22 protein-coding genes, 1 pseudogene and 1 riboswitch are annotated in these 25,121 nt (G+C 72.0%); of the genes and pseudogenes, 9 read left to right on the top strand and 14 right to left on the bottom strand.

What is annotated here, in order from left to right:
* Positions 1-3 precede the first annotated feature (3 nt).
* On the bottom strand, positions 4-1,125 hold the full coding sequence (locus tag BLP95_RS02290; protein ID WP_089676724.1) for a GTP cyclohydrolase II: 1,122 nt from the start codon (positions 1,123-1,125) through the stop codon (positions 4-6).
* 52 nt (positions 1,126-1,177) lie between these two features.
* Between BLP95_RS02290 and BLP95_RS02285 the strand changes: the two genes are divergently transcribed.
* On the top strand, positions 1,178-2,047 hold the full coding sequence (locus BLP95_RS02285; RefSeq protein WP_342670378.1) for a RibD family protein: 870 nt from the start codon (positions 1,178-1,180) through the stop codon (positions 2,045-2,047).
* Positions 2,048-2,128: 81 nt separating this feature from the next.
* On the opposite strand, the pseudogene BLP95_RS17035 reads toward BLP95_RS02285, so the two are convergent.
* The 5 genes and pseudogenes from BLP95_RS17035 to BLP95_RS02260 all read right to left on the bottom strand — a co-directional run.
* Positions 2,129-2,989 (bottom strand): annotated as a pseudogene (locus tag BLP95_RS17035) (lysylphosphatidylglycerol synthase transmembrane domain-containing protein); the annotation flags it as partial.
* A 20-nt stretch (positions 2,990-3,009) separates the two neighbouring features.
* Positions 3,010-3,939: a class I SAM-dependent methyltransferase gene (locus BLP95_RS02275; protein WP_089676722.1), complete on the bottom strand. Its 930-nt coding sequence runs from the start codon at positions 3,937-3,939 to the stop codon at positions 3,010-3,012.
* The gene (locus tag BLP95_RS02270; RefSeq protein WP_089676720.1) at positions 3,936-5,054 is read right to left on the bottom strand and encodes a glycosyltransferase family 4 protein; all 1,119 of its coding nucleotides are present in this window, start codon (positions 5,052-5,054) and stop codon (positions 3,936-3,938) included. Before BLP95_RS02270 ends, BLP95_RS02275 begins: the two co-directional genes overlap by 4 nt.
* Positions 5,054-5,452: a 6-pyruvoyl trahydropterin synthase family protein gene (locus BLP95_RS02265; RefSeq protein ID WP_089676718.1), complete on the bottom strand. Its 399-nt coding sequence runs from the start codon at positions 5,450-5,452 to the stop codon at positions 5,054-5,056. The genes BLP95_RS02270 and BLP95_RS02265 overlap by 1 nt, the downstream gene beginning before the upstream one ends.
* A 43-nt stretch (positions 5,453-5,495) precedes the next feature.
* Positions 5,496-6,482, bottom strand: a complete 987-nt coding sequence (locus BLP95_RS02260; protein WP_089676716.1) for a zinc-dependent alcohol dehydrogenase — start codon at positions 6,480-6,482, stop codon at positions 5,496-5,498.
* A gap of 146 nt (positions 6,483-6,628) precedes the next feature.
* On the opposite strand from BLP95_RS02260, the gene BLP95_RS02255 reads away from it, so the two are divergent.
* The 4 genes from BLP95_RS02255 (at position 6,629) to BLP95_RS02240 (ending at position 10,806) form a co-directional block, all read left to right on the top strand.
* The gene (locus BLP95_RS02255; protein WP_089676714.1) at positions 6,629-7,393 is read left to right on the top strand and encodes a CDP-alcohol phosphatidyltransferase family protein; all 765 of its coding nucleotides are present in this window, start codon (positions 6,629-6,631) and stop codon (positions 7,391-7,393) included.
* A gap of 41 nt (positions 7,394-7,434) precedes the next feature.
* Positions 7,435-7,560: riboswitch (TPP riboswitch) on the top strand.
* 88 nt (positions 7,561-7,648) lie between these two features.
* On the top strand, positions 7,649-8,317 hold the full coding sequence (tenA, locus tag BLP95_RS02250) for a thiaminase II (RefSeq protein WP_089676712.1): 669 nt from the start codon (positions 7,649-7,651) through the stop codon (positions 8,315-8,317).
* Between the two features lie 64 nt (positions 8,318-8,381).
* On the top strand, positions 8,382-8,936 hold the full coding sequence (locus BLP95_RS02245) for a cytochrome b (RefSeq protein ID WP_089676710.1): 555 nt from the start codon (positions 8,382-8,384) through the stop codon (positions 8,934-8,936).
* A 70-nt stretch (positions 8,937-9,006) separates the two neighbouring features.
* A complete protein-coding gene (locus BLP95_RS02240) occupies positions 9,007-10,806 on the top strand; it encodes a sugar phosphorylase (RefSeq protein WP_089676708.1) in 1,800 nt (599 codons plus the stop codon).
* A 31-nt stretch (positions 10,807-10,837) separates the two neighbouring features.
* On the opposite strand, the gene BLP95_RS02235 is transcribed toward BLP95_RS02240, so the two are convergent.
* The 3 genes from BLP95_RS02235 to BLP95_RS02225 form a co-directional block, all read right to left on the bottom strand.
* Positions 10,838-12,058: a glycosyltransferase family protein gene (locus tag BLP95_RS02235; RefSeq protein ID WP_089676706.1), complete on the bottom strand. Its 1,221-nt coding sequence runs from the start codon at positions 12,056-12,058 to the stop codon at positions 10,838-10,840.
* Positions 12,055-12,975: an HAD-IIB family hydrolase gene (locus BLP95_RS02230; protein WP_089676704.1), complete on the bottom strand. Its 921-nt coding sequence runs from the start codon at positions 12,973-12,975 to the stop codon at positions 12,055-12,057. The genes BLP95_RS02235 and BLP95_RS02230 overlap by 4 nt, the downstream gene beginning before the upstream one ends.
* A gap of 235 nt (positions 12,976-13,210) precedes the next feature.
* Positions 13,211-13,711: a porin family protein gene (locus BLP95_RS02225; protein ID WP_089676702.1), complete on the bottom strand. Its 501-nt coding sequence runs from the start codon at positions 13,709-13,711 to the stop codon at positions 13,211-13,213.
* A gap of 177 nt (positions 13,712-13,888) precedes the next feature.
* Between BLP95_RS02225 and BLP95_RS02220 the strand changes: the two genes are divergently transcribed.
* Complete coding sequence (locus tag BLP95_RS02220; protein WP_176760211.1) at positions 13,889-14,758, top strand: diacylglycerol/lipid kinase family protein; 870 nt, start codon at positions 13,889-13,891, stop codon at positions 14,756-14,758.
* 15 nt (positions 14,759-14,773) lie between these two features.
* On the opposite strand, the gene BLP95_RS02215 is transcribed toward BLP95_RS02220, so the two are convergent.
* Positions 14,774-15,685, bottom strand: a complete 912-nt coding sequence (locus BLP95_RS02215) for a DMT family transporter (RefSeq protein ID WP_089676698.1) — start codon at positions 15,683-15,685, stop codon at positions 14,774-14,776.
* A 128-nt stretch (positions 15,686-15,813) separates the two neighbouring features.
* Between BLP95_RS02215 and BLP95_RS02210 the strand changes: the two genes are divergently transcribed.
* Both BLP95_RS02210 and pta read left to right on the top strand, forming a co-directional pair.
* On the top strand, positions 15,814-16,998 hold the full coding sequence (locus BLP95_RS02210; RefSeq protein WP_089676697.1) for an acetate/propionate family kinase: 1,185 nt from the start codon (positions 15,814-15,816) through the stop codon (positions 16,996-16,998).
* Complete coding sequence (gene pta, locus BLP95_RS02205) at positions 16,995-19,160, top strand: phosphate acetyltransferase (RefSeq protein ID WP_089676695.1); 2,166 nt, start codon at positions 16,995-16,997, stop codon at positions 19,158-19,160. Before BLP95_RS02210 ends, pta begins: the two co-directional genes overlap by 4 nt.
* A gap of 74 nt (positions 19,161-19,234) precedes the next feature.
* On the opposite strand, the gene BLP95_RS02200 is transcribed toward pta, so the two are convergent.
* From BLP95_RS02200 to BLP95_RS02185, 4 genes are all read right to left on the bottom strand, one after another.
* Positions 19,235-20,062, bottom strand: coding sequence for an ABC transporter permease (locus BLP95_RS02200; protein ID WP_089676692.1), 828 nt, complete (start codon positions 20,060-20,062; stop codon positions 19,235-19,237).
* A 3-nt stretch (positions 20,063-20,065) separates the two neighbouring features.
* Complete coding sequence (locus BLP95_RS02195; protein ID WP_089676690.1) at positions 20,066-21,310, bottom strand: ABC transporter permease; 1,245 nt, start codon at positions 21,308-21,310, stop codon at positions 20,066-20,068.
* Positions 21,311-21,388: 78 nt separating this feature from the next.
* Positions 21,389-22,462 (bottom strand): ABC transporter substrate-binding protein, encoded by a 1,074-nt coding sequence (locus BLP95_RS02190; protein WP_245678658.1) that lies wholly within the window; start codon positions 22,460-22,462, stop codon positions 21,389-21,391.
* 98 nt (positions 22,463-22,560) lie between these two features.
* On the bottom strand, positions 22,561-23,667 hold the full coding sequence (locus BLP95_RS02185) for an ABC transporter ATP-binding protein (protein WP_089676689.1): 1,107 nt from the start codon (positions 23,665-23,667) through the stop codon (positions 22,561-22,563).
* Between the two features lie 210 nt (positions 23,668-23,877).
* On the opposite strand from BLP95_RS02185, the gene BLP95_RS02180 reads away from it, so the two are divergent.
* A complete protein-coding gene (locus BLP95_RS02180; RefSeq protein ID WP_089676687.1) occupies positions 23,878-25,032 on the top strand; it encodes an aminotransferase class V-fold PLP-dependent enzyme in 1,155 nt (384 codons plus the stop codon).
* Positions 25,033-25,121: the final 89 nt, after the last annotated feature.

The raw sequence follows: 25,121 nt of genomic DNA, 5'->3' as shown, positions 1-25,121 counted from the left end.
CGGTCAGCGACGCACCCGGAACACCTCGTCGAGCAGGTGGCCGGCACGCTCGGCCTTGGCGCTGAGGTAGCGGTGGTTGTGGTCATTGAGGGAGCCGTAGAGCGCCTGGCGCTCCACCACCTCGATGCCGCCCCGGGCCAGGGCCGCCATCTTCAGGGGGTTGTTGGTCATCAGCTGCACCCGGCGGATGCCCAGGGCGTCCAGCATGTCCACCGCCACCCCGTAGCGGCGCTCGTCCTCGCCGAAGCCGAGCACCTGGTCGGCGTCCAGGGTATCGAGCCCGGCGTCCTGGAGGGTGTAGGCGCGCAGCTTGTTGGCCAGGCCGATCCCGCGCCCCTCCTGGGCCAGGTAGAGCAGCACCCCGCCGCCCAGCGCCTCGATCTCGGCCACGGCGTTGCGCAGCTGCTCGCCGCAGTCGCAGCGCAGGCTGCCGAACAGGTCGCCGGTGAGGCAGGCGGAGTGCAGGCGCAGGGGAACCGCCGCCGCGGATGCCGGGTCACCGATCACCACCGCCACGTGCTCGCGCAGCCCATCAGGCTCGCGGAACAGGATGAAACGGCAGTCGTCGGCGTCGGCCAGGGGAATGCGCGCCTCGCTGACCCGACGCAGCATCCCCGGGGTGCCCTCCAGGCAGCGCGCGGCCTGGGCCGCCTCCACCGCCAGCAGGGAGCCGTCGGCGCGGACCGCCGCGATCGCCTCGCGTCGCGTCGCCGCGACCCGCGCCACCAGCGCGGCGGGGATCAGCAGCGCCCGACGCATCAGCGCCAGGGCGGCCAGGTCAGTCGGAGCAGCCGCCTCGAGGGCGGCCCGGCACGCGGCCAGCCCCGTGCGCCCGAGAGGCGCGGCGGGCGAGGCCGCGTAGGCCAGGGCCGCCAGGCGGGAGGCGGCGACGTCGTCGGGCAGCGGCAGCCGAGCCGCCTCCCCTGTCGCCTCGACGCCCAGGGCCGCCAGCCGATGACGACTCAACACCAGCGCCGGCGCGCCGCCGGAAAGCTCGCCGAGCCGCGCGGCCGCCGCCTCGGCGTCCCCCTCCACGGCCTGCACCAGCACCCAGTCGTCACCGTCGGCGATCAGCACCGGCAGCCCGCGTCGCAGATCGAAGATAGCCCGTTCAACCTGATGCATCGCTCTCTCCTGATGATGGCGCCGCGCCTGGCATCGCCACGGCATCGTGCGCATGATGGGGGTCGATCCGCCGACAGGAGGCGCCATGGACGCCCGCGACGCGCTGCTCTCCCTCGACGAGGCCTGGCAGGCCCTGCTGCAGGCCGCCCACCCCGGCGGCGATGGCGCGCCGGTGGCCGGCCTGCGCCTGGCCCCGAGCGGCTGGCAGGCCGAGCGCCCCGTCTCCACCGAGGCCCGCGAGCTGCTGGAGTGCCTCACCCCGCTCGCGACCCGCCCCGGCCGGCTGGCCATTGCCCAGCTCGGCCAGAGCCTCGACGGGCGCATCGCCACCGAGAGCGGCCACTCCCACTACGTCAACGGGCCGCAGAGCCTGGTGCACCTGCACCGCCTGCGTGCCCTGATGGATGCCGTGGTGGTGGGCGCCGGCACCGTCGAGGCCGACGACCCCCAGCTCACGGTGCGCCATGCCAGCGGCCCGCAGCCGGTGCGGGTGCTGCTGGATCCCCGCGGCCGGGTGGCGCCGGGGCGTCGGGTGCTGCGGGACCCGGCGGCGCCCACCCTGCACCTGCATGGCGAGGGAGCGCGCCCCGCCGGCGCGGCAGGGGGTCACGTGACACGCCTGGCGCTGCCGCTGGTCGACGGCGGCTTCGCCCCGGCGGCGCTGCTGGAGGCGCTGGCCACCCGGGGGCTTCGGCGGGTGCTGATCGAGGGTGGCGGCGTCACGGTGTCGCGCTTCCTGGAGGCCGGCGTGCTGCATCGACTTCACCTGCTGATGGCGCCGCTGCTGATCGGCTCGGGCCGGCCGGGACTCGCCATGACGCCCATCGCCACCCTCGCCGAGGCGCGCCGCCCTGCCTGCCGCAGCTTCCGCTGCGGCGACGACACCCTCTTCGACCTCGACCTCGAGGCCCCCACCGCCTGAGCCACCGGATACGCCACCGACGCGTCCCTGTGCGTCGCCGACCAGGCGATGCAGCAGCACCAGGGCCCCGGGCAGGCTCGCCACCAGCACCACGACCCCGTAGGCCAGGGAGACCGCCACGCCCTGGGCCGGCGGCAGGCCGGCCAGCCCCCAGACCAGGGCCGCGGCGCCCTCGCGCACGCCCCAGCCGGCGACCGAGAGCGGGATCAGCATCGCCAGCAGCACCGGCGGCACCAGCGCCAGCAGGGTGGCCAGCGGCAGACCGACGCCGATCGCCCGGGCGGCACACACGAACACCAGGGCGTAGCTCGCCACCACCAACAGCGACCCGCCGAGCTGCTTCGGCCACACCGAGGCGGTCAGCAGGCTGCGCTTGAGGTCGCCGCCGAGGCCCACCAGCGCCGCCGGCGGGCGCCGGGCGAGCCGCCAGCTCAGCGCCACCAGCAGCAATATGGCGCCTGCCGCGACCGGCAGCGCCCCCCAGGGGGCCACCCCGGCGGCGGCGCGCGCCATCAGCTCATGCCAGAGCGGCGAGGCGGCCAGCACCGCGACGCACAACAGCGCCATGGCCAGCTGGCCGGAGGCGCGTTCGATGATCACCGCCCGCCAGGCACCGCCGCGACGACCGCTGGCGCGGGCGTGACGCCAGGCCCGGGTGGCATCCCCCGCGACCCCGCCCGGCAGCACCTGGTTGAGGAACAGCGCCAGGGCGTACTCGGCCAGCGCCCGGCGCAGGCCCAGGGAGAGCCCCAGCAGGCGGGCGGTGAGGCGCCAGCGCCAGGCGCTGAGCGCCAGCGGCGGCAGGGTCAGGGCGAGGGCGAGCAGGGCCCAGCCCGGGGAGAGCCGCTGCACCTCGGCGAGCAGCGCCGCCGGCTCGAGCCAGGCGACGAGCCCGAGGAGCAGCCCCAACCCCGCCAGCGGCCGCAGCAGGCGACCCGGCACGTGACGCAGGCGGGCCACCCTCAGGCACCTCCGGTCGGCAGCGGCGGCAGGGCCAGCAGGTCGCGATGACCCACCGTGAGGCCCAGCTCACCGGCGGCGAGGCCGGCCAGGCGGCGTTCCCGCCAGTGCGCGAGCCGCCTGCCCTCCTCGGGGGCCTGCTCGACGGCGGCGTCATGCCAGCCGTGCACCAGCCGCTCGGCCAGCGGTAGCCATTCGCGGTCGCCGGCGGCCACATGCCAGGGGGTTGACGCGCTCTCCACGCGATATCCCGCCGCGGCCATGGCCGCGGCCAGCACCGCGGGAGCGTCACCGCCCAGCGCCGGGCCGAGCCCCTTGTCGAGGCGCTGGTGGGACTGGAAGAGCGCGCGCACCGCCAGGTCCTCGTCGTCCTCGCGACGCTCGCCCGCCGCCCCCAGGAAGGCCCAGTCACCGTCCACACTGAGGCTGAACAGCAGCGCCTGGTGGCGGGCCACCGCGGCCGACACCAGCGCCTCGGCCCAGTCGCGGGTGACCAGGTCGAACAGCGCCAAGGCCACCACCAGGTCGGCGCCCGCCAGCAGGTCATCATCCACCGGGGCGAGGTCGCGGTGGTGAGTCGCGACCCGGGGCCGCGCCCCTGTGGGGTCGCGCAGGGTCGCCGCCTGGCGCCGCGCCAGCGCCAGCAGCGCCGGGTCGTGATCGACCAGCCGCCAGCGCTGGGGACCCGGCAGTCGCGACGCCAGGAAGCGCAGGTTGCTGCCGCTGCCGCTGCCCAGGTCGACGATGCCAACGGGGCCTCTGTGCAGTGCCACACGCCCGGCGAGCCAGCCGGCGGCCAGCCCGGTCAGGCAGTGGCTGCGCGCGCGCGCGTCCAGGGCCTCACGGCTGGCGAGCCAGTCGGCGGCGAATCGCTCACGGGGCGCGGCGGCGGGCGGGGCGGCAGTCGACAGGACCGCTTCGGGGGCGTTCATGGCGCGCTCTCCTCGTCGGGGCGGGTGTCACCGCCCTGGGTATCACGGGAGTGGGTGGCTGGCCCCTCCAGGGCGGCCAGGAAGCGGTCGCCGGCCTGGTGCCAGTCGGCCAGTCCGCGACGCGCCTGCCGAGCGCCGTGACGCAGCCGCCGGCGCAGCGTGGCGTCATCCAGCCAGGCGGACAGCGCCGCGGCGAGGGCATCCGCATCGCCGGGAGGCACGGCCAGCCCGGCGTCCGGCGGCAGGGTGTCGGCCAGCGCGCCGCCGGTGGTGGTGAGTACCGGCAGGCCTCGGGCCAGCGCCTCGGTGACCACCATGCCGTAACCCTCGTAGCGCGAGGGCAGCACGAAGAGCTCGGCGCGATGGTAGGCCGCGGCCAGGCCGGCGGAGTCGCACTCACCGGCCCAGGTGATCTGGTCGGCGAGGCCGTGGCGCTCCGCCGTCGCGACCAGCCGCGCGGCGTGCTCGGGGTTGCGCCGGTGGCTACCGACCACCTCCAGGCGCCAGTCGCGGCGTGACAGGCCGGCCAGCGCCTCGAGCAGCACCTCGTGGCCCTTGCGCGGGATCAGGGTCGCCACGCAGAGCAGGCGCCATGGGGTGGGGGTCTCCAGATCCAGGGCGCTGGCCGCCAGGGGCGCGGGGTCGACCCCGGGCTCCACCACGTGCACTCGCTCCGGGGCCACGCCGAGGCGCCCGAGGCCGCGGGCGGTGAAGGCGCTGGTGACGATCACCCGGCGCGCCTGGGCCAGCGCCCGGGACTCGCTGTCGAGGAGGCGATGGCGGGTCGCCGCGGGCAGGCCGCTCTCATCGGCCAGCGGATGGTGGACCAGGGCGACGATCGCCAGGCGGTCGGCATGGGGGGCGATCACCTCGGGCAAGCCGCCCATGGCCAGGCCATCGATCACCACCCGAGCGCCGTCGGGCAGCGCGGCGAGCGTCTCGGCCATGCTCGCCCGGGCGCGCGCGTCGGGCTCGGGGAAGCGCCCCTCGAGCCCCACCACCGCGACGTCGCGTCCCCGGTCGCGCAATGCCTCGACGATGCGCGCGTCATAGACGTAGCCGCCGGTGAGCTGTCCGGGGTCGCCGGCCACGATCAGGGTGAGCGCGTCCGCCATCACAGGGTACCTTCGTAGCTGGCCCAGGCGATGTGGGACTCATGCAGGGTGACGGTCATCGCCTCGAGACCCGTGGCGCCCTCCCCCAGCCGGCCGAGCTGGATCGCCGTGGCCAGGCGCTCGAAGATCACCCGCGCCATGAACTCGGTGGTGGTGTTGCGCCCCTGGAACTCCGACAGCTCGTCGAGGTTTTCGAAGTTGAACTCGCCGAGCACCGCCTTGAGGGCCTCGCTCGCCAGGCCGATGTCGACCACCAGGTCGTGATCGTCGAGCTCGCGGCGCGCGAAGCTGACGTCCACCACGTAGGTGGCGCCGTGGGTACGCTGGGCGGGCCCGAACAGCTCGCCGCTGAAGCTGTGGGCGATCATGAAGTGGTCGCGAACGCTGAGTCGATACATGGGGCTGGGCTCCGGTGGGACCTGGGGTCACGGGTGTGTGTGGTCAGGCGGGGTCGGGATAGCGCAGGCGGTGGCAGAGCACCTCGCCGGCCCCGGCGGCGAGGCGCGGCATCAGGACGGGCAGCTCATGGAAGTCGCTCTCGCCGCTGATCAGGGCGTCGAGGCGGGGGTCGCCGAGCAGCTCGAGGGCCAGCGCCAAGCGACGGCGGTGGTCCCAGCGCGGGGTGCGCTCGGCGGGCAGTCGCCCCACCTGGCTGCCGACCAGGCGCAGCCGCCGGGAGTGGAAGGCCTCGCCCAGCGGCAGGCTCGCCTCGCGATCGCCGTACCAGCTCATCTCCACCAGCCGCGCCTCGTCGCCGGCCAGGGCCAGCGCCTGGCGCAGCCCCGCGGGATTGCCGCTGGCGTGGACCACCAGGTCGTTGTCGCCCGGGGCCTCATCGGCCAGGCAGAACCCTACGCCCAGTGCCCGGGCGAGCTCGGCGCGCCCCGGGGCGACGTCCACCAACCGGACCCGGGTGCCGGGGATCGCCGCGCAGAGCCAGGCCACCAGGGCACCCACCACGCCGGCGCCGATCACCGCGATGCGGTCGCCGACGCGGGGCTCGGCATCCCAGCAGCCATTGATGGCGGTCTCCAGGTTGGCGGCGAGCACCGCCCGGGCGGCGGGCAGGCCCGCCGGCAGGGGCGTGACCGCCGCGGCGGGGACCACGTAGCGGTCCTGGTGGGGGTGGAGACAGAACACCTCGCGCCCCACGAGGGCCTCGGGGCCGGCCTCGACCACGCCCACGCTGACATAGCCGTACTTCACCGGCCAGGGGAAGTCGCCCGCCTGAAAGGGGGCACGCATGCGCCGCCACTCGCTCTCGGGCACCCGCCCCTGGAACACCAGCGCCTCGGTGCCGCGGCTGACGGCGCCGTAGCGCGCACGCACCCGCACCTGCCCCTCGCCGGGGATCGGCAGCGGCTCCTGGCGCAGCTCGCCGTGGCCCGGGGCCAGGGTCCAGAAGGCGGTGGCGGTGTGATCGGCCATGGGATCTCCGGCAGGGAATAAACTTCTACAATAATGGTACAAGTATCACGAATTGCATAATCATTGCGACACCATCGCCCGACGCCTGTTAGGCTGAACGTGTGTCGGCCCCATGAATCAGCATAGCGGCTAGTCACTGGAGTCCCATGCCTCCACCCGAGCCCACGTCCCTCCCCCCCATCGCCGACGCCAGGTGCGTCGGGTGGCGCGTCCTACTGGAGCTGGTCGCCGGCGGCCTCGCGCTGCTGGGGCTGACAGTGGCGGCGTGGAGCCTGCTCGACGCCAACGGGGGCGTGGTGGCCCTGGCCCTGGTCGCCTACCTGGGCATGGCGACGCTACTCTGGGGCGGGCTGCGACGCTCACCCGGGGACGCGCCCAGATCCGGTAACGGCCTGGGCCCCGCCAACCGGGTCACCCTGGCCCGCGGCGTGCTGGTGGCGCTGCTGACCGGCACCCTGGCCGACCCGGGGCTGTTGACCGCCCAGGCGAGCTGGCTCTTCGGCGTGGCGCTCATCGCCCTGCTGCTGGACGGCGTCGACGGCTGGGTGGCCCGGCGCACCGGCAGTGCCAGCGCCTTGGGGGCACGCTTCGACATGGAGCTCGACGCCGCCTTCATCCTGGTGCTCTGCCTGGCGCTGTTGCTGCTCGACCGCGTCGGCCCCTGGATGCTGGCCATCGGCGCCATGCGCTACGCCTTTGTCGTGGCAGGCTGGCGCTGGTCCTGGCTCGCGGCCCCGATTCCCGAGAGCCGGCGGCGCAAGGCGGTGTGCGTGTGGCAGGTGGCGGCGCTGATGCTTGCCCTGCTGCCGGTCGCGACCGGCCTGATCGCCACCTGGCTCGCCGCCACCGCCCTGGCGGGGCTCACCGTCTCCTTCGCCATGGATGTTCGCTGGCTCTATCGCCACCGCTGAGCGACGGGCTGGCAAATGTCACCGGGGCTGATAGAGTGAAGGCTCGCTTGACGGGGTGCCGGTGAGATCCGGCTGAGATGGCGCAGGGGTCTCCCGAAGACCCAAGCGCCGATCCCGTTGAACCTGATCCGGTTAGTACCGGCGTAGGAATCAAGCGGTGGTCTCCTCGGCTGTCTCCCCGGCAGTGCCGCTCCCCCGGCCCCCACTCCCTCCCTCGCCTGAACCCCGGATCGTCACTCGATGCCGGAGACGACCATGGGCTATCGCTTCAAGGACCTTACCGCTGCCTGCCACGACGACTGGCGCGCCTACCTCGAGCATGACTTCGTGCGCCAGCTCGCCGACGCCACCCTCGAGCAGGAGGCCTTCCGCCACTACCTCAAGCAGGATTACCTCTTCCTGGTCCACTTCGCCCGGGCCTATGCCCTGGCCGCCTACAAGAGCCGGTCGCTTGCCGACCTGCGCCATGCCCACGAGGGGCTCAAGGCGATCCTGGATCTGGAGCTCGGCCTGCACGTAGGCTTCTGCCGCGACTGGGGCATCGGCGAGGAGGAGCTCGACGGGCTGCCCGAGGCGCGTGCGACGATGGCCTACACCCGCTACGTGCTGGACACCGGCCACCGCGGCGACCTGCTCGACCTGCACGTGGCCCTGGCCCCGTGCCTGGTGGGCTACGGCGAGATCGCCGACTGGATCAACGGCCGTGCCGGAACGCTGCGCGGCGACGCCAACCCCTATGATGCCTGGATCGCCATGTACGAGAGCGACGAGTTCCAGGCCGCCCGACGCGCCGAGGAGGCCTGGCTCGACGCGCGCCTGGCGGAGGTGACGCCGCGCCGCTTCGAGGAGCTCGCCACGGTGTTCCGCGACGCCACGCGCCTGGAGATCGACTTCTGGCAGATGGGGCTGGACTGCGCCCTGTGACGGCGCAGCGGACACCGGGATCGGCTAGGCTGAAGGCATGACCTCAGCCCAGCCCGGAGCCCCCATGACCGAGACGGATCGCTACGCCTACCCGCAACGCGTGCTGCACTGGCTGGTGGCCGGTGTGGTGCTGCTCTCCCTGGCCAGCGGCATCACCCTGGGGCTGCTGGGCTTCGAGGGGGCCATGGAGCGCCTCGGCCGCGGCGGCACCAACCTGCTCTACACCGCCCACAAGTCGCTAGGGGTGGCGATCCTCGCGCTGATGACGGTCCGCCTGGTGGTGCGGTTCCTGTATGTGGTGCCCGACCACGACCCGCCGCTGCACCCCTTCCAGCGGATCCTGAGCACGGCGGTGCACCACCTGCTCTACCTGGCGCTGCTCGCCCAGCCGCTGCTGGGCTGGGCCGCTACCGCCAGCGGCGACTTCCCGGTGCAGTTCCTGAACTGGCACCTGCCGGGTATCGTGCCCGTGAACGAGGCGCTCTCGGAGCGCCTCTTCGTCTGGCACGGCTGGCTGGGCCTGGCGATCCTGGGCCTGCTGGCCCTGCATATCGCCGGCGCCCTCTACCACTGGTTGATCCGTCGCGACGGGGTGATGGAGCGCATGAGCCTGTTCTGAGCAGTCGGCCAGACGCCTGCCTGGCACATCCCCTGCATGGTCTGGGCGACACTCCCCGGAGCCCCCGACCATGCCCGACCTGCCGACCTTCACCCCCTCCGTCGCTACGCCCCTTGACGCCGAGGCCTTCCGCCGCCGCGCCCATGGGCACCTGGCCTTCCTCTACGGCCCGCGCGCCGACGAGGTGCTGCGCCGGCTGCTCACCCTGCTGGCCCATCAGGCCCCGCCCTTCCCCGACACCCCCGATGCGCCACTCTGGAGCGAGCGCGACCAGTGGCTGATCAGCTATGGCGACAGCCTGCTGGAGGAGGAGCGCGCGCCCCTGGCGGTGCTGGACGACTTCCTGGCCACGCGGCTGGGCGATACCTTCAGTGGCGTGCACCTGCTGCCCTTCTTCCCCTGGAGCAGCGACGACGGCTTCTCGGTGATCCACTACCGCGAGGTCGCCGACGACCTCGGCGACTGGCCCCACGTGCGCGCCTTGGCCGGGCGATACGACCTGGCGGTCGACCTGGTGCTCAACCACGTCTCCCGGGAGTCGCTGTGGTTCGTCGACTACCTGACCGGCAGCCAGCCGGGGCGCGACTACTTCATCGAGATGGACCCGGAGACCGACCTCTCGGCCGTGGTAAGGCCGCGCAGCTCGCCGCTGCTGGTGGCGGTGCCCACGCGGCGGGGCACCCGCCACCTCTGGGCGACCTTTTCCGAGGACCAGATCGACCTCGACTTCGCCAACCCCGACGTGCTGCTGGAGTTCATCGGCATCCTGCTCTTCTACCTCGGCCAGGGCGCCCGGGTGATCCGGCTCGACGCCATCGCCTACCTGTGGAAGGTGGTCGGCACCCCCTGCATCCACCTGCCCCAAACCCACGAGGTGGTGCGGCTGCTGCGCGCGGTGGTGGACCACGTGGCGCCGGGCACCCTGCTGCTCACCGAGACCAACGTGCCCCATCGCGAGAACCTCAGCTACTTTGGTTTGGAACGTCTTGCAGACGGGAGCCTGGAACGCCTGTCAGACGAACAGGCCCCCGACGAGGCGCACCTGGTCTACCAGTTCCCGCTGCCGCCGCTGCTGCTGCACACCCTGACCAGCGGCGAGGCGGGCACCCTGGCGGCCTGGCTTAAGAGCCTGCCGAGCCTGCCGCCCGGCTGCAGCTTCCTCAACTTCACCGCCAGCCACGACGGCATCGGCGTGCGCCCGCTGGAGGGCTGGCTCCCCCCGCACGAGATCGAGGCGCTGCTGGAGCTGATGCACCGTTTCGGCGGTTTCGTCAGCATGCGCACCCGCGACGACGGCAGCGACAGCCCCTACGAGATCAACATCACCTGGTTCGACGCCATGAAGGGGACGCGGCGCGGGCCGGATCCCTGGCAGGTGCAGCGCTTCCTGTGCGGCCAGCAGCTGATGCTTGGCCTGCAGGGCATCCCTGCGCTCTACCTCCACGTGCTGACGGGAACCCTCAACGATCTGGAGGGGGTGGAGCGCAGCGGACGCCTGCGCTCCATCAACCGGCGCCGCTGGCACCGCGACGAGCTGGAGCTGCTGCTGGACAGCCCCGACACACCGACCCGGATGGTGTTCGAGGCGCTGACCCGCCGGCTGGCGGTGCGCCGTCGCGAGCCCTGCTTCCATCCCGACGCCCCCCAGCGGGTGCTGGAGACACCGCCCGAGCTGCTGGTACTGGAGCGCGGCCCGCTGCCCGACGGGCGCCGCCTGCTGGCGATCCACAACGTCACCGACGCCCCCCAGCCGCTGACGCTTCCGGCCCTCGGCCAGGGGGCGTGGTTCGACCTGCTGGAGAAGGCCCCCTGGACGCCGGTGGAGAGCCTGGCGCCCTATCGCTGCCTGTGGCTGGTGCAGAAGCCCTGAGCGATAGCAGCATCGCTCGAGGGGGCGTTGGCTACACCTCCCCGCGGTTATCGGCCTCCACGGCGTCGTGGAGCCGCTCCGGCAGGTCGGGGATCGCCGAGCGCACGCGGTTCCAGCTGGGGATGAAGGGGCGCTCGCCGGGGTTGTCGAGGAAGGCGCTGCCGGCCTCCAGCAGGTTGGCGGCGAACAGCTCCACCGCCCGCTCCTCGCCGTGGCGATCCAGCGAGAGGCCATTCATCCGCGCGTCGTGGTCGTAGGCCTCGATCAGGTCCAGGGCCAGGCGGTAGTAGGTGGCCTTGAGGGTGCGGAAGCCCTCGGCGCTGAAGGTCACCCCCTGGGTCGCCAGCTTGCGGTAGAGCGCCTTGGCGATGTCCAGGCTCATGCGGTTGAGCCCGCCCGAGGGGTCGTCGGCGGAGACCGGCTGGTGCTTGTGGTCGTAGGCGTCGGCCAGGTCCACCTGGCAGAGCCGCTTGGTGGAGTGGTTGCGGTGCACCTCGGAGAGCACGCCGACCTCCAGGCCCCAGTCGGCGGGGATGCGGATGCCGTCGAGCACCTCGGCGCGCATCGAGAACTCCCCCGAGAGCGGGTAGCGGTAGCTGTCCAGGTACTCCAGGTAGGGCAGCGGGCCATGCATCGCCTTGAGCGCCCGCAGCAGCGGGGTGACCATCAGCCGCGCCACCCGCCCGTTGAGCCGCCCCTCGGCGATGCGCGGGTAGTAGCCCTTGCAGAACTCGTAGTTGAAGTGGGGATGGGCCACCGGGTAGAAGAGCCGCGCGAGCAGGCCGCGGTCGTAGGTGAGGATGTCGCAGTCGTGCAGCGCCACCACGGCGCCGCGCCCGGAGGCCTGGACGAAGCCGGCGCAGTACCAGACGTTGCGCCCCTTGCCCGGCTGCCGGGGCGAGAGCCCCTGGGCGTCCAGTTCATCATCCAGGGCGCGCAGCCGCGGGCCGTCGTTCCAGAGGATGCGGTGGTGCTGGGGCAGGCGGGCGAAGAACTCCCGCGCGTGCAGGAACTGCGCGCGGTCGGCCCGGTCCAGGCCGATCACCACCTCGGCGAGGTAGGGCACCTCGGCGAGCGCCGTGACGATGCGCTCCAGTGCCGGTCCCTCCAGCTCGGAATAGAGCGAGGGCAGGATCAGGCTCATCGGGCGGCGGCGCGAGAAGCCCACCAGGTCCGCCTCCAGGGCCTCCAGCGGCCGCCGGGTCAGGTTGTGGAAGTCGGTGATGATGCCGTTCTGGTGGAAGTCGCTCATGCCATCGCCCTCCTGGCCCCGTCATCGCCGGCGTGCCTCACCGCCGGCACTGGCCGGCGCTCGGCTCGCCCCCACCAGTGGGCCACCCCCTCGGCCCAGCCGGTGGGACCGGTCGCCGCGCTGCGGTAGAGCGCCGGCTGGTCGGGCTCGACCACCAGGCCATGGCAGCCGCGGATCACCACCGCCTGGTCCACCGCCTCGAGCATGGGGATGTCGTTGGGACCGTCGCCCAGCGCCAGGGTCAGCGGACGGCGGCCGCGCAACGCCTGGAAGCGCTCCACCAGCCAGGCCACGGCGCTGCCCTTGTGGGCCTCGCCGGTGGCATGCCAGAAGCGGCCGCCGCGTACCAGCCGCAGGCCGTCGCCGGCCAGCCCCGCGCGCAGCGCCTCGAGCGCGGCCTCGTCGTCCTCCCACACCAGCGGCTCGCTGCCCTCGCGCATCCGCGCCAGCCGTGCCTCAGCCTCGGGGAGCCCGGTGAAGTCGACCAGCTCGTCCAGCGACATCGCGCTGATGGGGGTGAAGGTCACGCCCAGCCGCGCCTGCCACACCGCCAGGCGCTTGCGGATGAAGCCGATGTCCATGCCCAGGGTGCGGATCGCCAGGCCATCGGGGCCGGGGCGATCGATGCGCGCATGGCACCAGGCCGGTGGCAGGCCGACCACGGCGCCGTTCTCGGCGACGAACGGGGTTTCGGTCAGCTCCATCGCCTGGCGCAGCGGCATGATTTCGCTGCGGGTCTTGCTGGTCACCGGGATCACCGGCACCCCCAGCCGCCGCAGGCGCGCCAGCCAGGACCGGGCGGGAGACCAGTCATAGCGGTGGTGATCGAGCAGCGAACCGTCCAGGTCGCTGAACAGCAGTCGCGGCGTCAGGGCCGCATCGCGGCCGGCATCCGGCGTGGGGCGTAGATCGGTCATGACAGCTCCCGGGCGGTCGACTGGGGCACATGCCCCTCACTGCTGATGCACAGGACATGCCAGCTCGCACAGGGCGTGCCAGCCTGCCGTTGCGGGCGGATCGGCAACGCAGGCCGCGGAGGACCGCGCGGCGACGCCCCGCGGTTGCACCATGACGATGCACGGCTGCACCAACGCAAGGCGCCCCGAGGCGAAGAGCCTCGGGGCGCCGGGTCACAGGCCTCGGGAGGCGGGGTCAGAAGCGATAGCGCACGCCGACGCTGGCGGCGTCGAAGTCGTACTGGTCCTCATCGAGGTAGCGCATGTAGTCCGCGCCCAGCGAGAGGTTGGGGGCCACGTCGAACTCGGCGCCGGCGCCGTAGGAGAAGCCGGATTCGCTGTCCACGTCGAAGTCGACGTCGGTCATGCCGGCCAGGCCATAGAGGCGGAACTCCCGGGAGATCGGCAGGATCCCCTTGGCATAGAGGCCGGCCAGGGAGTCCAGCTCCACGCCGCCGTCGGAGCCGCCGCCGCCGAGGTGGCCCTCCACGGCGAAGTAGTCGTTGAACTTCAGCCCGCCGTTCACGCGCAGGCCGGTGCCGTCGCGACTATCGGCGGGACCGTCGTGGTCGAGCTCCCAGAACATGGCGTCGCCGCCCACATAGCCCTGGGGATAGGGGGGCTGCTGGGCCTGGGCGCCGGTGATGCCGGCGGCGAACAGGGCGGTCGTGATGGCGGCGAGTGACAGGGTCTTCATGGCATCCTCCTCGTTAGTGAACACCGTTCTGTAACACCCCGAAGTGTGGTCCCGATTCGACCAAGGATCAAGGGACAAATGTGCAACCTTGCGCTACGCGCCGTCGCCGCCCGGCGACATCCCGCCACCCTCTCCCGCCCGGCTATACTGGTGCCTCCACGCCACCGAGGACCCCGCATGCGTCACTGGCTGATCGCCAACACCCGAGCCGGCGGCGGCGCCCGCGGCGCCGACTTCTGGCGGCCCCGCCTGGCACGTGCCGGCATCGCGGCGCCGGAAGTGCGCGATATCGCCGACGAGAAGTGGGAGGCGGAGCTTGCGCCCGGCGACACCGTGCTGGTGGCCGGCGGCGACGGTTCGGTGAACCGGGTGGCCGGGGTCTGCCTGGCACGGGACGCCATCCTCGGCGTGCTCCCCTCCGGCACCGCCAACGACTTCGCCCGCAACCTGGCGCTGCCCGAGGACCCCGACGCCCTCTGCGCGCTGATGGCTCGTGGGCCGACGGCGCGGCTGGATGTCGGCTGGCTCGATGATCGGCTGTTCCTCAACGTGGTGCACGTGGGCCTCGGCACCCTGCCGGCCACCCAGGCATCGCCACGCCTCAAGCGCTGGCTGGGGCGCTTCAGCTACGCCGCCGTGCTGCCCCAGCTGCGTCACCTCGGCCTGCTGCGCGGCTTCCACGCGCGCCTGGAGGCCGACGACGAGCCCCTCGAGGAGCGCTGGCTGTCGCTGGCCATCGCCTCGGGGGCCTTCTTCGGCGGCGGCTCACGGGTGCCCGGCGCCTCGCCCCGGGATGGCCGCCTGACCCTGGTGGCGGTGCGTCCGCGCCCCTGGTGGCGACTGCTGCTGACCTTCGTGATCACCCGCCTGCGCGGCCATACGCCCGAGGACGACGACAGCGTGCTGGTGCGCCAGCCAACGACGTGCCACATCGCCATGTCCCACGGGCACCGGGTGACCGCCGACGGCGAGTCCCTGGGCCACCACCGCGAGATGACGCTGCGCGTCGAGCCCGCGGCGCTGCGGGTGATCGCCGGCGTCGGCTGAGCCTCTTCGCCGCCTTCAGGCCCGCCTCGAGAGCCCCAGCGCCACGACGCCTGCCACCACGATGCCGCCGCCGAGGAGCTGCACCGGGGTCAGCGCCTGACCCAGCACCAGGTAGCCAAGCACCAGCGCGGCCACCGGCTCGATGTTCATGGCCGGGGCGTTGCGCGCCATGTCGAGCCGCGGCACCGTGATGAACAGCGTCGAGAAGGCCAGGCCATAGAGGAGCCCCAGGGCGGCGAGCCCCCAGAGCCCCACGGTGCTTTCGGGCAGGGCCATGCCGCCGGGCACCAGGCCGGCGCTTCCCGCGGCCAGCATGGCCACCAGCACGGTGAGCATGGTCAAGAGGCTGCGCAGGGTGCTGCCCACCTCGGCCAGGCGGTGCTCGGTGATCCACAGCGCCCAGGCGAACACGAAGGCGGCGGCGAGCCCCAGCGCCACGCCGAGGAACCACTCGGGTCCCAGCGCCTCCGGCTCGGCGAGCCAGGCGGGCAGGTCGAGCACCACTACCAGCCCCACCAGGATCACCCCCATGATCAGCGCCGCCCGCGGCGTGGGACGCGGCCCGCCCATCGCCCAGCTGATCAGCGCCAGCTGGATCGGCAGGGTGTTCATCAGCAGCAGCGCCACCACCACCGGGATGCGCGCCACCGCCGAATACAGGAAGAGGCTCTGCAGGGTCACCAGCAGCCCCACCGCCAGCTGCCAGCGCCCGCTGCCGGACGGCAGGCGCAGCGACTTGCGCTGCACGAGCACCAGCAGGCCGAGCGCCAGGGTGGCCAGGCCGGAGCGCACCAGGATCGCCAGCAGCAGGCCGGCACCGTCGTCGAAGGCGACGCGGGCGGCGACGTGGTTGGCGGCGAACAGGGTCGCCAGGCAGGCCATCAGGCCGAGGGCGAGCGGACGGGGAAAGGGGGCGGGTCGGGTCATGCGCGTCCTTGCGGTCGAGGGAGTGCGGGAGCTTCGGCCGGAGGCATGACGCGCATCAAGCCGTCGTCATCCCCCGCGCCGGACCTCCATGTTAGCCTAAGGTCCCATTTCGTCCACGAGGCCCCGCGATGCGCGACCCCGTCCTGGTGATCAACTGCGGCTCCTCCTCCATCAAGTACGCCCTGGTGCCCGGTGATCCGGCAAGCCCGCGGCAATCCGGCCTGGCCGAGCGCCTGGGCGGCGACGATGCCCGCCTCAAGGGCATCGACGGCGATGGCCAGCACTTCGCCCGCCCGCTGCACGGCGCCGACCACGCCGCGGCGATGGCGGCGATCCTCGACGGTCTCGATGGCGCGCATCCCGTGGCGGTGGGCCACCGCATCGTCCATGGCGGCGAGCGTTTCACCCGCGCCACCCGCATCGACGCCGCGGTGCTGCGCGCCATCGAGGCCACCGGCGCCCTGGCGCCGCTGCACAACCCGGCCAACCTGGTGGGGGTCCACGCCACCCTGGCGCTGTTTCCCGAGCGGCCCCAGGTGGCGGTGTTCGACACCGCCTTCCACCAGACCCTGCCGCCCCGAGCTTACCGCTACGCCCTGCCCCAGCACCTCTACGCCCGCCACGGCATCCGTCGCTACGGCTTCCACGGCAGCAGCCACGCCCACGTCAGCGCCCGGGTCGACACCCTCTCCGCGCGGGCCCATGGCGGCTGGCTGATCGCCCACCTCGGCAACGGCTGCTCCACCTGCGCGGTGTGGCAGGGCCAGAGCCTCGACACCAGCATGGGCCTGACCCCGCTGGAGGGGCTGGTGATGGGCACCCGCAGCGGCGACGTCGACCCCGGCCTGCACGCCCACCTGGGGCGCCAACTGGGCTGGTCGCTGGAGCGCATCGATACCCTGCTCAACAAGGAGAGCGGTCTGCTGGGGCTCTCCGGGCTCTCCAACGACATGCGCCGGCTGGAGCAGGCCGCCGCCGAGCACCACGCCGGCGCCGAGCTGGCCATCGAGGTGTTCTGCTACCGGATCGCCAAGTCCCTGGCCGCCCTCTCCTGCGCCCTGCCGCGCCTCGACGGCATCGTCTTCACCGGCGGCATCGGCGAGAATGCGGCGGCGGTGCGCGCCCGGGTGGTGGAGGCGCTGCCCCACTTCGGCCTGCGCCTTTCCGCCGCGGCCAACGCCGCGACGGTAGGCGGCCACGAGGGGCGCATCGACACCGACCAGGGCGGCCCCGAGCTGTGGGTGATCCCCACCGACGAAGAGGGCCGCATCGCCTTCGAGACCCGCCAACTCCTCGACGAGAGCCAGCCATGAGCCGTCCCGACCCGCGTACGCTGCTGCTGGTGCCCACCGGCACCGGCGTCGGCCTCACCTCCGCCTGCCTGGGCCTGATCCGCGCCCTGGACACCTTGGGCCTGAAGGCAGGCTTCCTGCGCCCCTTCCGCCAGGACGAGCTCAACGGCCCGGGGCCGGACCGCTCCACCGCCCTGGCACGCACCACCCTGGGGCTCACGCCCCCCGAGCCGCTGCCCCAGGCGCGCCTGGAGCGTCTGCTGCGCGACGACCGCGTCGACGAGCTGATGGAGGAAGCGGTGGCGCGTCACGCCCAGGCGATGGGCGACGACCCCGAGGCCGGCCCCGACCTGGTCGTGGTGGAGGGGCTGGTGGCGAGCCCCCAGAGCAGCTACGCCGGCCAGCTCAACGCCGAGCTGGCCCGCGCCCTGGACGCCCGGGTGATCCTGGTGGCCGACGGCAATCTCGACGACCCGCGCCAGCTGGCCGAGCAGCTCGACCTGCACGCCCAGCCCTTCGACGGCGTGCGCTCCACGCGCACCCTGGGCTGCATCCTGATGCGGGTGCGCCCGCTGCCGGAGGGCGATGCGGCAGCCTCGCTCTCGGCGCCGGCGCTGGCGGCGAGCACCAACGGCGCCCTGGCCGACACCCTGCGCCGCTACCTGCCGGCCCTGGACGGCCAGCAGTTCCGCCTGATCGGCGCGGTGCCCTGGCACGACGCGCTCTCCGCCCCGCGGGTGCTCGACGTGGCCCGCGCCCTGGGCGCCGAGTTCCTGCATGAGGGCGAGGCCGCGACCCGCCGGGTGATGGGCACCAGCCTGTGTGCGCGCAGCGCCTCCCGGGCGCTGCACGTGTTCAAGCCGGGGCGGCTGATCGTCTCGCCGGGCGATCGCGACGACATCCTGCTGGCCGCGGCGCTCGCCACCATGAACGGCGTGCCCCTGGCCGGGGTGCTGCTCACCCACGGCGAGCAGCCCGGCGAGGCGATGGTGGAGATCTGCCGCCCGGCGCTGCGCAGCGGCCTGCCGGTGCTGGCGGTGGAGTCGGACAGCTTCGTCACCGCCAAGCGCCTCGACCGCATGGCCAACGACATCCCCATCGACGACGCCGAGCGCGCCGAGCAGGTGACCCGCTTCGTCGCCGGCCACCTCGACCTGCCGTGGCTCAAGGAGACCCTGAGCCGCGGCTACCCGCGGCGTCTCTCCCCCGCCGCCTTCCGCCACCAGCTGGTGCACCTGGCCCAGCAGGCCGAGCGGCGCATCGTGCTGCCGGAGGGCGATGAGCCACGTACCGTGGAAGCCGCGGCGATCTGCCAGCGCCGCGGCATCGCCCGCTGCGTGCTGCTGGGCCGCCGCGAGGCGATCGAGGAGGTGGCCAGAAGCCGCGGCATCGAGCTGCCGGAGGGACTCGAGATCCTCGACCCGGAAGGCATCCGCAGCCGCTACGTGGCACCCATGGTGGAGCGCCGGCGCGGCAAGCTGAACGCGATCACCGCCGAGGACCAGCTGCAGGACAACGTGGTGCTGGGCACCATGATGCTCGCCGAGGGCGAGGTCGACGGCCTGGTCTCGGGCGCCGTGCACACCACCGCCAACACCGTGCGGCCCGCCTTCCAGCTGATCAAGACCTCGCCGGACTACCGCCAGGTGTCGTCGATCTTCTTCATGCTGCTGCCCGAGCAGGTGGTGGTCTACGGCGACTGCGCCGTGAACCCCGACCCCGACGCCGAGACCCTGGCCGAGATCGCCATCCAGAGCGCCCGCTCGGCGGCGGCCTTCGGCATCGAGCCGCGGGTGGCGATGATCAGCTACTCCACCGGCGAATCCGGCTCCGGCGCCGACGTCGAGAAGGTGCGCCAGGCCACGCGCCTGGCCCGCGAACGCGCGCCGGAGCTGTGCATCGACGGGCCGCTGCAGTACGACGCCGCCGCCATCGAGAGCGTGGGCCGCCAGAAGGCGCCCGACTCCCCGGTGGCCGGCCGCGCCACGGTGTTCGTGTTCCCCGACCTCAACACCGGCAACACCACCTACAAGGCGGTGCAGCGCAGCGCCCACGTGGTCAGCGTCGGCCCCATGCTGCAGGGCCTCAAACAGCCGGTGAACGACCTCTCCCGCGGCGCGCTGGTCGACGACATCGTCTACACCATCGCGCTGACCGCCATCCAGGCCGCCCAGGGCGACTGAGCCGGCGCCTCAGCGACGCGAAGCGCCACTCCCGCCGGACAGGGCGGGGCGGACTACCTCTTGGCCGAGCTCGCTCACTCGACGCTTCCCTTGAGGCGCTCGCCGCGCCGGCGCAGCAGCTCCATGGTCACCAGCAGCAGGGTCGAGAGCAGGATCAGCACCGTGGCCATGGCGGCGATGGCGGGACTGATGTTCTCGCGGATGCCCGAGAACATCTGGATCGGCAGCGTCCGCTCGGTGGGGCTGGCGATGAACAGCGCCACCACCACCTCGTCGAAGGAGGTGGCGAAGGCGAAGAGCCCCCCCGAGACCACCCCCGGCAGGATCTGGGGCAGCACGATGTCGAAGAAGACCCGCGTCGGGTTCGCCCCGAGGCTCGCCCCGGCCCGCATCTGGTTGAAGTCGAACCCCTGCAGGGTGGCGTTGACGGTGATCACCACGAAGGGCACCCCGAGCACCGTGTGGGCCAGCACCAGGCCGGTGTAGGAGTTGAGCAGGCCCACCTCGGCGAAGAAGAAGTACATGCCCACCGCCACGATCACCAGCGGCACCACCATGGGCGAGATCAGCAGCGCCAGGATGAGCCCCTTGCCGGGGAACTCGGCACGGTTGAGCCCGACCGCGGCGAGGGTGCCGAAGGCCATGGCCAGCAGGGTGGCGAGCGGCGCCACGATCAGGCTGTTCTTCAGCGAGTCGAGCCAGGGGCCGGCGCTGAAGATCTCCTGGTACCAGCGCAGCGAGAACCCCGGCAGCGGGTAGGTAAGGAAGGAGCCGCTGCTGAAGGAGAGCGGGATGATCACCAGCACCGGCGTGATCAGGAACAGCAGCACCAGGCCGCAGAAGGTGCGGAACACCCAGAACCAGACACGCTCGAGCGGTGACGCATAGGGTGGCAAGGCCATGGCTCAGCTCCCGATCATCTGCTTGCGGTTCACCAGGCGGTGGTAAACCAGGTAGAGCAGCAGCGTCACCGCCAGCAGGATGCTGCCCAGCGCCGCGGCCATGCCCCAGTTGTTGGTGGTGTTGGTGTAGTAGGCCACGTAGTAGCTGACCATCTGGTCGGCGGGCCCGCCCACCAGCGCCGGGGTGATGTAGTAGCCCAACGCCATGATGAACACCAGGATGGTGCCGGCCGCCACCCCAGAGACGGTCTGGGGCACATAGACCTGCCAGAAGGCGGCGAAGGGGTGCGCGCCCAGCGACACGGCGGCGCGCTGGTAGCTCGGCGAGATGCCTTTCATCACGCTGTAGAGCGGCAGCACCATGAAGGGCAGCAGGATGTGCACCATGGCGAAGAAGACGCCGATGCGGTTGAAGACCAGCTGCAGCGGCGACTCGACCAGCCCCAGCGCCATCAGCGACTGGTTGGCCAGGCCGTTGGACTGCAGCAGGATGATCCAGGCCGCGGTGCGCACCAGCAGCGAGGTCCAGAACGGCAACAGCACCAGGATCATCAGCAGGTTGCTGGTCCTGGCCGGCAGCGTCGCCAGCAGGTAGGCCAGCGGGAAGCCCAGCGCCAGGCAGATCAGGGTGACCCCGCCGGCGATCACCAGGGTGCGCTGGAAGACCGCCTGATAGAGGCGGCTGTCGGCATCAACGCGCTGGATCTCGCCGTCCGCGCCACGCTCCAGGTCCACGGAGGCGAGCAGGTAACGGTCGGTGCGCGGGGGTGCCGCCGCCTGGATCCGACGCCAGGTGACGCCCTCCCCCCAGGCGGGATCGATGTCGATCAGGGTCGCGCGCCAGTCGTCGCTCTCGCGCGGGAGCCCCATCAGGGTGCGCATCAGCAGCCCACGGAAGCCGGAGTCCTCGTAGTTGAGGCGCCGGCCAACGCTGCCGAGCCCACCCCCGCGTCGGGAGTCACGCAACTCCTCGGCGAAGGCGGCGAAAGTGGCGGCCTCGGGCAGCCCCTCGCCGTCCCACTCCTGGAGCGACGCCGCGGTGGCAGGCATGACCTGGCGCAGGGAGCCGTTGTCGACGCTGTTGAGCAGCATGCTACCGATGGGCAGCACGAAGACGATGACCAGGAACAGCGCCAGCGGCGCCACCAGGCCGACCGCCTTGAGCTTGCGCAGGCGCTCGGCTCGCCGCAGCCGCGCCTTCAGGTTCCCCTGGGCCGCTGGGGCACCGGGGTCGAGTGTGGAAGCCATGGCATCTCCAGCCGCCGGAATCCGGTCGTGCGAGTCGCAAGAGGAGAGGACGGCGCCGAGGCGCCGCCCTTCATCGGGTTACTGGGCGGCCCAGGCGTTGAAGCGCTGCTCCAGCTCCTCGCCGTAGCTGACCCAGAAGGCGGTATCCATGGCCAGGGCACCGGCGAGGTTCTCCTCGTGGGTGGGCATGCGTCGCGCCTGCTCCTCGTCCAGTTGGGCGATGGCATCGGGATGGACCGGGCCGTAGGGGATCTCGCTGGAGTAGACCGCCTGGTTCTCCGGCTGGCTGGCGAACTCGATGAAGCGGTAGGCCTCGTCGACATAGTCGCTGCCGGCGACGATGGCCCAGTAGTCCAGGTCGTAGATGCTGCCCTGCCAGACGATATCCAGGGCGTTGCCCTCCTCCTGGGCGGCGGCGATGCGGCCGTTGTAGGAGGAGGTCATCACCACGTCGCCGGCGACCAGCCACTGCGGCGGCTGGGCGCCCGCCTCCCACCACTGGATGTGTTCCTTGATCTCGTCGAGCTTGGCGAAGGCGCGATCCACCCCCTCGTCGGTGGCCAGCACCTCGTAGACCTCATCGGCCGGCACGCCGTCGGCGAGCAGGGCGAACTCCAGGGTGTACTTGGCGCCGCGCCTGAGGCCACGCTTGCCGGGGAACGCCTCGACGTCCCAGAAGTCCTCCCAGGAGCTCGGTGCCGCCTCGAGCTCGTCGGCGTTGTAGGCCAGCACCGTCGACCACACGAAGGTGCCCACCCCGCAGTCGTTGTAGGCCGAGTCGATCAAGGCATCTCCCAGCCCCAGGCGTTCCCAGTCGATGGGTTCGAAGAGCCCCTCGAAGCAGCCGCGCGCCAGCTCGGGAGACTCCATCTCCACCAGGTCCCAGCTGACGTTGCCGGTCTCCACCATCGCCCGTATCCGGGACAGCTCGCCGTTGTAGTCCCCCGGGGTCAGCTCGACGCCGGTGCTCTCCTGGAAGGGGCCATAGTAGGCCTTGTCCATGGCGTCACCCGAGGCGCCGCCGAAGGAGATGACGGTCAGCGCCTGGGCACTTGCCGACATGGCCAGCCCGGCGGTGAACAGGCCACCCAGGGCCACCCCACGGCTCAGGCGGGTCATCGCGTGGGGGGCGAGGCTGAAGTTACGTTTCATCTTGGTCTCCCGGCCGCATGCGGCCTTTGTGCGTTGTTGTTGAGGGTATGGCAGTGTTCCCGCCCGGGGGCGGGCAGGTCCCGGGCCGGCGAGCCGGCTCAGGACGCATCCAGGGCGCGCACGTCGTCGTCGCGCCAGCCCAGCTCGACATCGTCGCCGGGACGCAGCCGCGGGTCGAAGTCGTCCACCGGCACCCGGGCCACGAAGTCATCGTTGCCCGGCAGCGCACAGCGCACGCGCAGGTGGTCGCCCAGGTAGATGAACTCGTGCACCCGGGCGCGCAGGCGGTTGGGCAGCCCCTTCGCCGCGCCATCGAGCTTGACCCGCTCCGGGCGGATCGACAGCCGCGTGGCCTGTCCCGCGCCGAGGCCGGGGCCCAGCAGGGCGCCGGTGGTCAGGTCGTCGCCGAAGCGGGCCCGGCAGCGGCGCCCCTCCACCGACTCCACGACGCCATCGAGGGTGTTGTTCTCGCCGATGAACTGGGCCACGAAGGAGTTCGCCGGGTACTCGTAGAGGTTGCTCGGCGTGTCGATCTGCTGGATCACCCCGTCGTTGAAGACCGCCACGCGGTCCGACATGGTCAGCGCCTCACCCTGGTCATGGGTGACGAAGACCACGGTCAGCCCCAGCGTCTCGTGCAGGTGCTTGATCTCCAGTTGCATCTGCTCGCGCAGCTGCTTGTCGAGGGCCCCCAGCGGCTCGTCCATCAGCACCAGCTGGGGCTCGAAGACCAGCGCCCTGGCCAGGGCCACGCGCTGCTGCTGGCCGCCGGAGAGCTGGCCGGGGCGGCGCCTGGCGAATTCGATCAGCTGGATCATCTCGAGGATCTCCGCCACCTTGCGCCGGGCCTCGTCCGCCGGCAGGCCACGAGTCTTGAGCGGGTAGCGGATGTTCTCCTCGACCGTCATGTGGGGAAAGAGCGCGTAGTTCTGGAACACCATGCCGAAGTTGCGCTTGTGCGGCGGCACGCGGTTGAGGCGCTGCTCGCCCAGGAAGATATCGCCGCCGGTGGGGTTCTCGAACCCCGCCAGCATCATCAGGCAGGTGGTCTTGCCCGATCCCGAAGGGCCCAGCAGCGTCACGAACTCGCCCTCGGCGATGGTCAGGTTGAGATCCTTCACCACCAGGGACTCGCCATCGTAGGTCTTCTGCACGCCGGCGAAGCGGATCAGCGGAGCCTTGGCATCATTGTCGTTGTCGGGCATGGGGGCTCCCGGCTAAAAATCATGACGTTTATAGAAAATGTCCAAATTCCAAGCTAGGCGCAGACATCGTCGCCGTCAAGCAGTGGCTCGACGCTGCATTAACGCAGCGCCCCAGAGCGCCGCCACGGCTGGCCCCGGCCCGGCAATGGGAATATGCTTGAGGTACCCGCGGCCTGGCCGCGCAAGGCTGGAACCAACACGGAGAACGAGATGCCCGGTCTGCTTCCCGACGTCGACCCCGAGGGTCTGCTGGAGTACTCGGTGGTCTACACCGACCGCTCGCTGAACCATATGTCCGCCCGCTTCCAGGAAGTGATGCGCGACCTCTCCTCGCACCTGAAGGAGGTCTACAACGCCCACAGCGCGGTGATCGTCCCCGGCAGCGGCACCTTCGGCATGGAGGCGGTGGCCCGCCAGTTCACCAAGGGGCGCCGCGCGCTGGTGCTGCGCAACGGCTGGTTCAGCTTCCGCTGGAGCCAGATCCTCGAGATGGGCCACATCCCCGCCGACATCAACGTGCGCAAGGCGCGTCGCCTGGACGAGGACGACTCCACCTCGCCCTTCGCCCCCGCACCGCTGCAGGACGTGATCGACGCCATCCGCGACATGCAGCCCGACATCGTCTTCGCCCCCCACGTCGAGACGGCCTCGGGCATGATGCTGCCGGACGACTACATCCGCCAGGTGGCCGATGCCATCCACGAGGAGGGCGGCCTGCTGGTGCTCGACTGCATCGCCTCCGGCGCCATGTGGGTCGACATGCAGGACCTCGGCGTCGACGTGCTGATCAGCGCCCCCCAGAAGGGCTGGAGCGCCTCGCCATGCTGCGCCATGGTGATGCTCTCGCGGCTGGCCCGGGAGACCATCGAGGAGACCACCAGCACCAGCTTCGCCTGCGACCTCAAGAAGTGGCTGTCGATCATGGAGACCTACGAGGCGGGCGGCCACGCCTACCACGCCACTCTGCCCACCGACGGCCTGGTGCGGCTGCGTGACGTGATGCTCGAGACCGAGGCCTACGGCCTCGACCGGGTGCGCGAAGAGCAGCGCCAACTGGGCAGCGAGGTGCGCGAGGTGCTGGCGGAATTCGGCTTCAAGAGCGTCGCCGCCCCCGGCTACGAGGCACCCGGCGTGGTGGTCTGCTACACGGACGATCCCGGCATCGTGGGACGCTTCGCCGAGGCGGGCCTGCAGATCGCCGGCGGCGTACCGCTCAAGTGCGACGAGGGCGAGGACTACCAGAGCTTCCGCATCGGGCTGTTCGGCCTGGAGAAGCTGCACCATCACCAGCGCACCACCGACACCCTGCGTCGCGCGCTGGAGCGGATCGCCGAGCCCGTCCAGGCGACGCCCGACGAGGCCTGAGGCGGCAGGGCCGCCGCGCCCGGCATGACGCCGCGCCGGCGACAGCACCAGCACCAGCACAGCAAAGGGGCGGCCGATCGGCCGCCCCT

It is taken from the genome of Halomonas shengliensis, assembly GCF_900104135.1.
Classification (GTDB): Bacteria; Pseudomonadota; Gammaproteobacteria; order Pseudomonadales; family Halomonadaceae; genus Halomonas; species Halomonas shengliensis.
This window is presented reverse-complemented; position numbering and strand designations above follow the sequence as displayed.

What these genes read in the sequence shown, in the direction of transcription:
- BLP95_RS02210 (WP_089676697.1), top strand. Translation starts at nt 15,814, where the DNA reads ATGCGCGACCCCGTCCTGGTGATCAACTGCGGCTCCTCCTCCATCAAG.
- BLP95_RS02235 (WP_089676706.1), bottom strand. Translation starts at nt 12,058, where the DNA reads ATGAGCGACTTCCACCAGAACGGCATCATCACCGACTTCCACAACCTG.
- BLP95_RS02200 (WP_089676692.1), bottom strand. Translation starts at nt 20,062, where the DNA reads ATGGCCTTGCCACCCTATGCGTCACCGCTCGAGCGTGTCTGGTTCTGG.
- BLP95_RS02190 (WP_245678658.1), bottom strand. Translation starts at nt 22,462, where the DNA reads ATGAAACGTAACTTCAGCCTCGCCCCCCACGCGATGACCCGCCTGAGC.
- BLP95_RS02265 (WP_089676718.1), bottom strand. Translation starts at nt 5,452, where the DNA reads ATGTATCGACTCAGCGTTCGCGACCACTTCATGATCGCCCACAGCTTC.
- BLP95_RS02260 (WP_089676716.1), bottom strand. Translation starts at nt 6,482, where the DNA reads ATGGCCGATCACACCGCCACCGCCTTCTGGACCCTGGCCCCGGGCCAC.
- BLP95_RS02180 (WP_089676687.1), top strand. Translation starts at nt 23,878, where the DNA reads ATGCCCGGTCTGCTTCCCGACGTCGACCCCGAGGGTCTGCTGGAGTAC.
- BLP95_RS02230 (WP_089676704.1), bottom strand. Translation starts at nt 12,975, where the DNA reads ATGACCGATCTACGCCCCACGCCGGATGCCGGCCGCGATGCGGCCCTG.
- BLP95_RS02270 (WP_089676720.1), bottom strand. Translation starts at nt 5,054, where the DNA reads ATGGCGGACGCGCTCACCCTGATCGTGGCCGGCGACCCCGGACAGCTC.
- BLP95_RS02275 (WP_089676722.1), bottom strand. Translation starts at nt 3,939, where the DNA reads ATGAACGCCCCCGAAGCGGTCCTGTCGACTGCCGCCCCGCCCGCCGCC.
- BLP95_RS02195 (WP_089676690.1), bottom strand. Translation starts at nt 21,310, where the DNA reads ATGGCTTCCACACTCGACCCCGGTGCCCCAGCGGCCCAGGGGAACCTG.
- BLP95_RS02215 (WP_089676698.1), bottom strand. Translation starts at nt 15,685, where the DNA reads ATGACCCGACCCGCCCCCTTTCCCCGTCCGCTCGCCCTCGGCCTGATG.
- BLP95_RS02245 (WP_089676710.1), top strand. Translation starts at nt 8,382, where the DNA reads ATGACCGAGACGGATCGCTACGCCTACCCGCAACGCGTGCTGCACTGG.
- BLP95_RS02255 (WP_089676714.1), top strand. Translation starts at nt 6,629, where the DNA reads ATGCCTCCACCCGAGCCCACGTCCCTCCCCCCCATCGCCGACGCCAGG.
- BLP95_RS02220 (WP_176760211.1), top strand. Translation starts at nt 13,889, where the DNA reads ATGCGTCACTGGCTGATCGCCAACACCCGAGCCGGCGGCGGCGCCCGC.
- BLP95_RS02290 (WP_089676724.1), bottom strand. Translation starts at nt 1,125, where the DNA reads ATGCATCAGGTTGAACGGGCTATCTTCGATCTGCGACGCGGGCTGCCG.
- BLP95_RS02240 (WP_089676708.1), top strand. Translation starts at nt 9,007, where the DNA reads ATGCCCGACCTGCCGACCTTCACCCCCTCCGTCGCTACGCCCCTTGAC.
- BLP95_RS02185 (WP_089676689.1), bottom strand. Translation starts at nt 23,667, where the DNA reads ATGCCCGACAACGACAATGATGCCAAGGCTCCGCTGATCCGCTTCGCC.
- tenA (WP_089676712.1), top strand. Translation starts at nt 7,649, where the DNA reads ATGGGCTATCGCTTCAAGGACCTTACCGCTGCCTGCCACGACGACTGG.
- pta (WP_089676695.1), top strand. Translation starts at nt 16,995, where the DNA reads ATGAGCCGTCCCGACCCGCGTACGCTGCTGCTGGTGCCCACCGGCACC.
- BLP95_RS02285 (WP_342670378.1), top strand. Translation starts at nt 1,178, where the DNA reads ATGATGGGGGTCGATCCGCCGACAGGAGGCGCCATGGACGCCCGCGAC.
- BLP95_RS02225 (WP_089676702.1), bottom strand. Translation starts at nt 13,711, where the DNA reads ATGAAGACCCTGTCACTCGCCGCCATCACGACCGCCCTGTTCGCCGCC.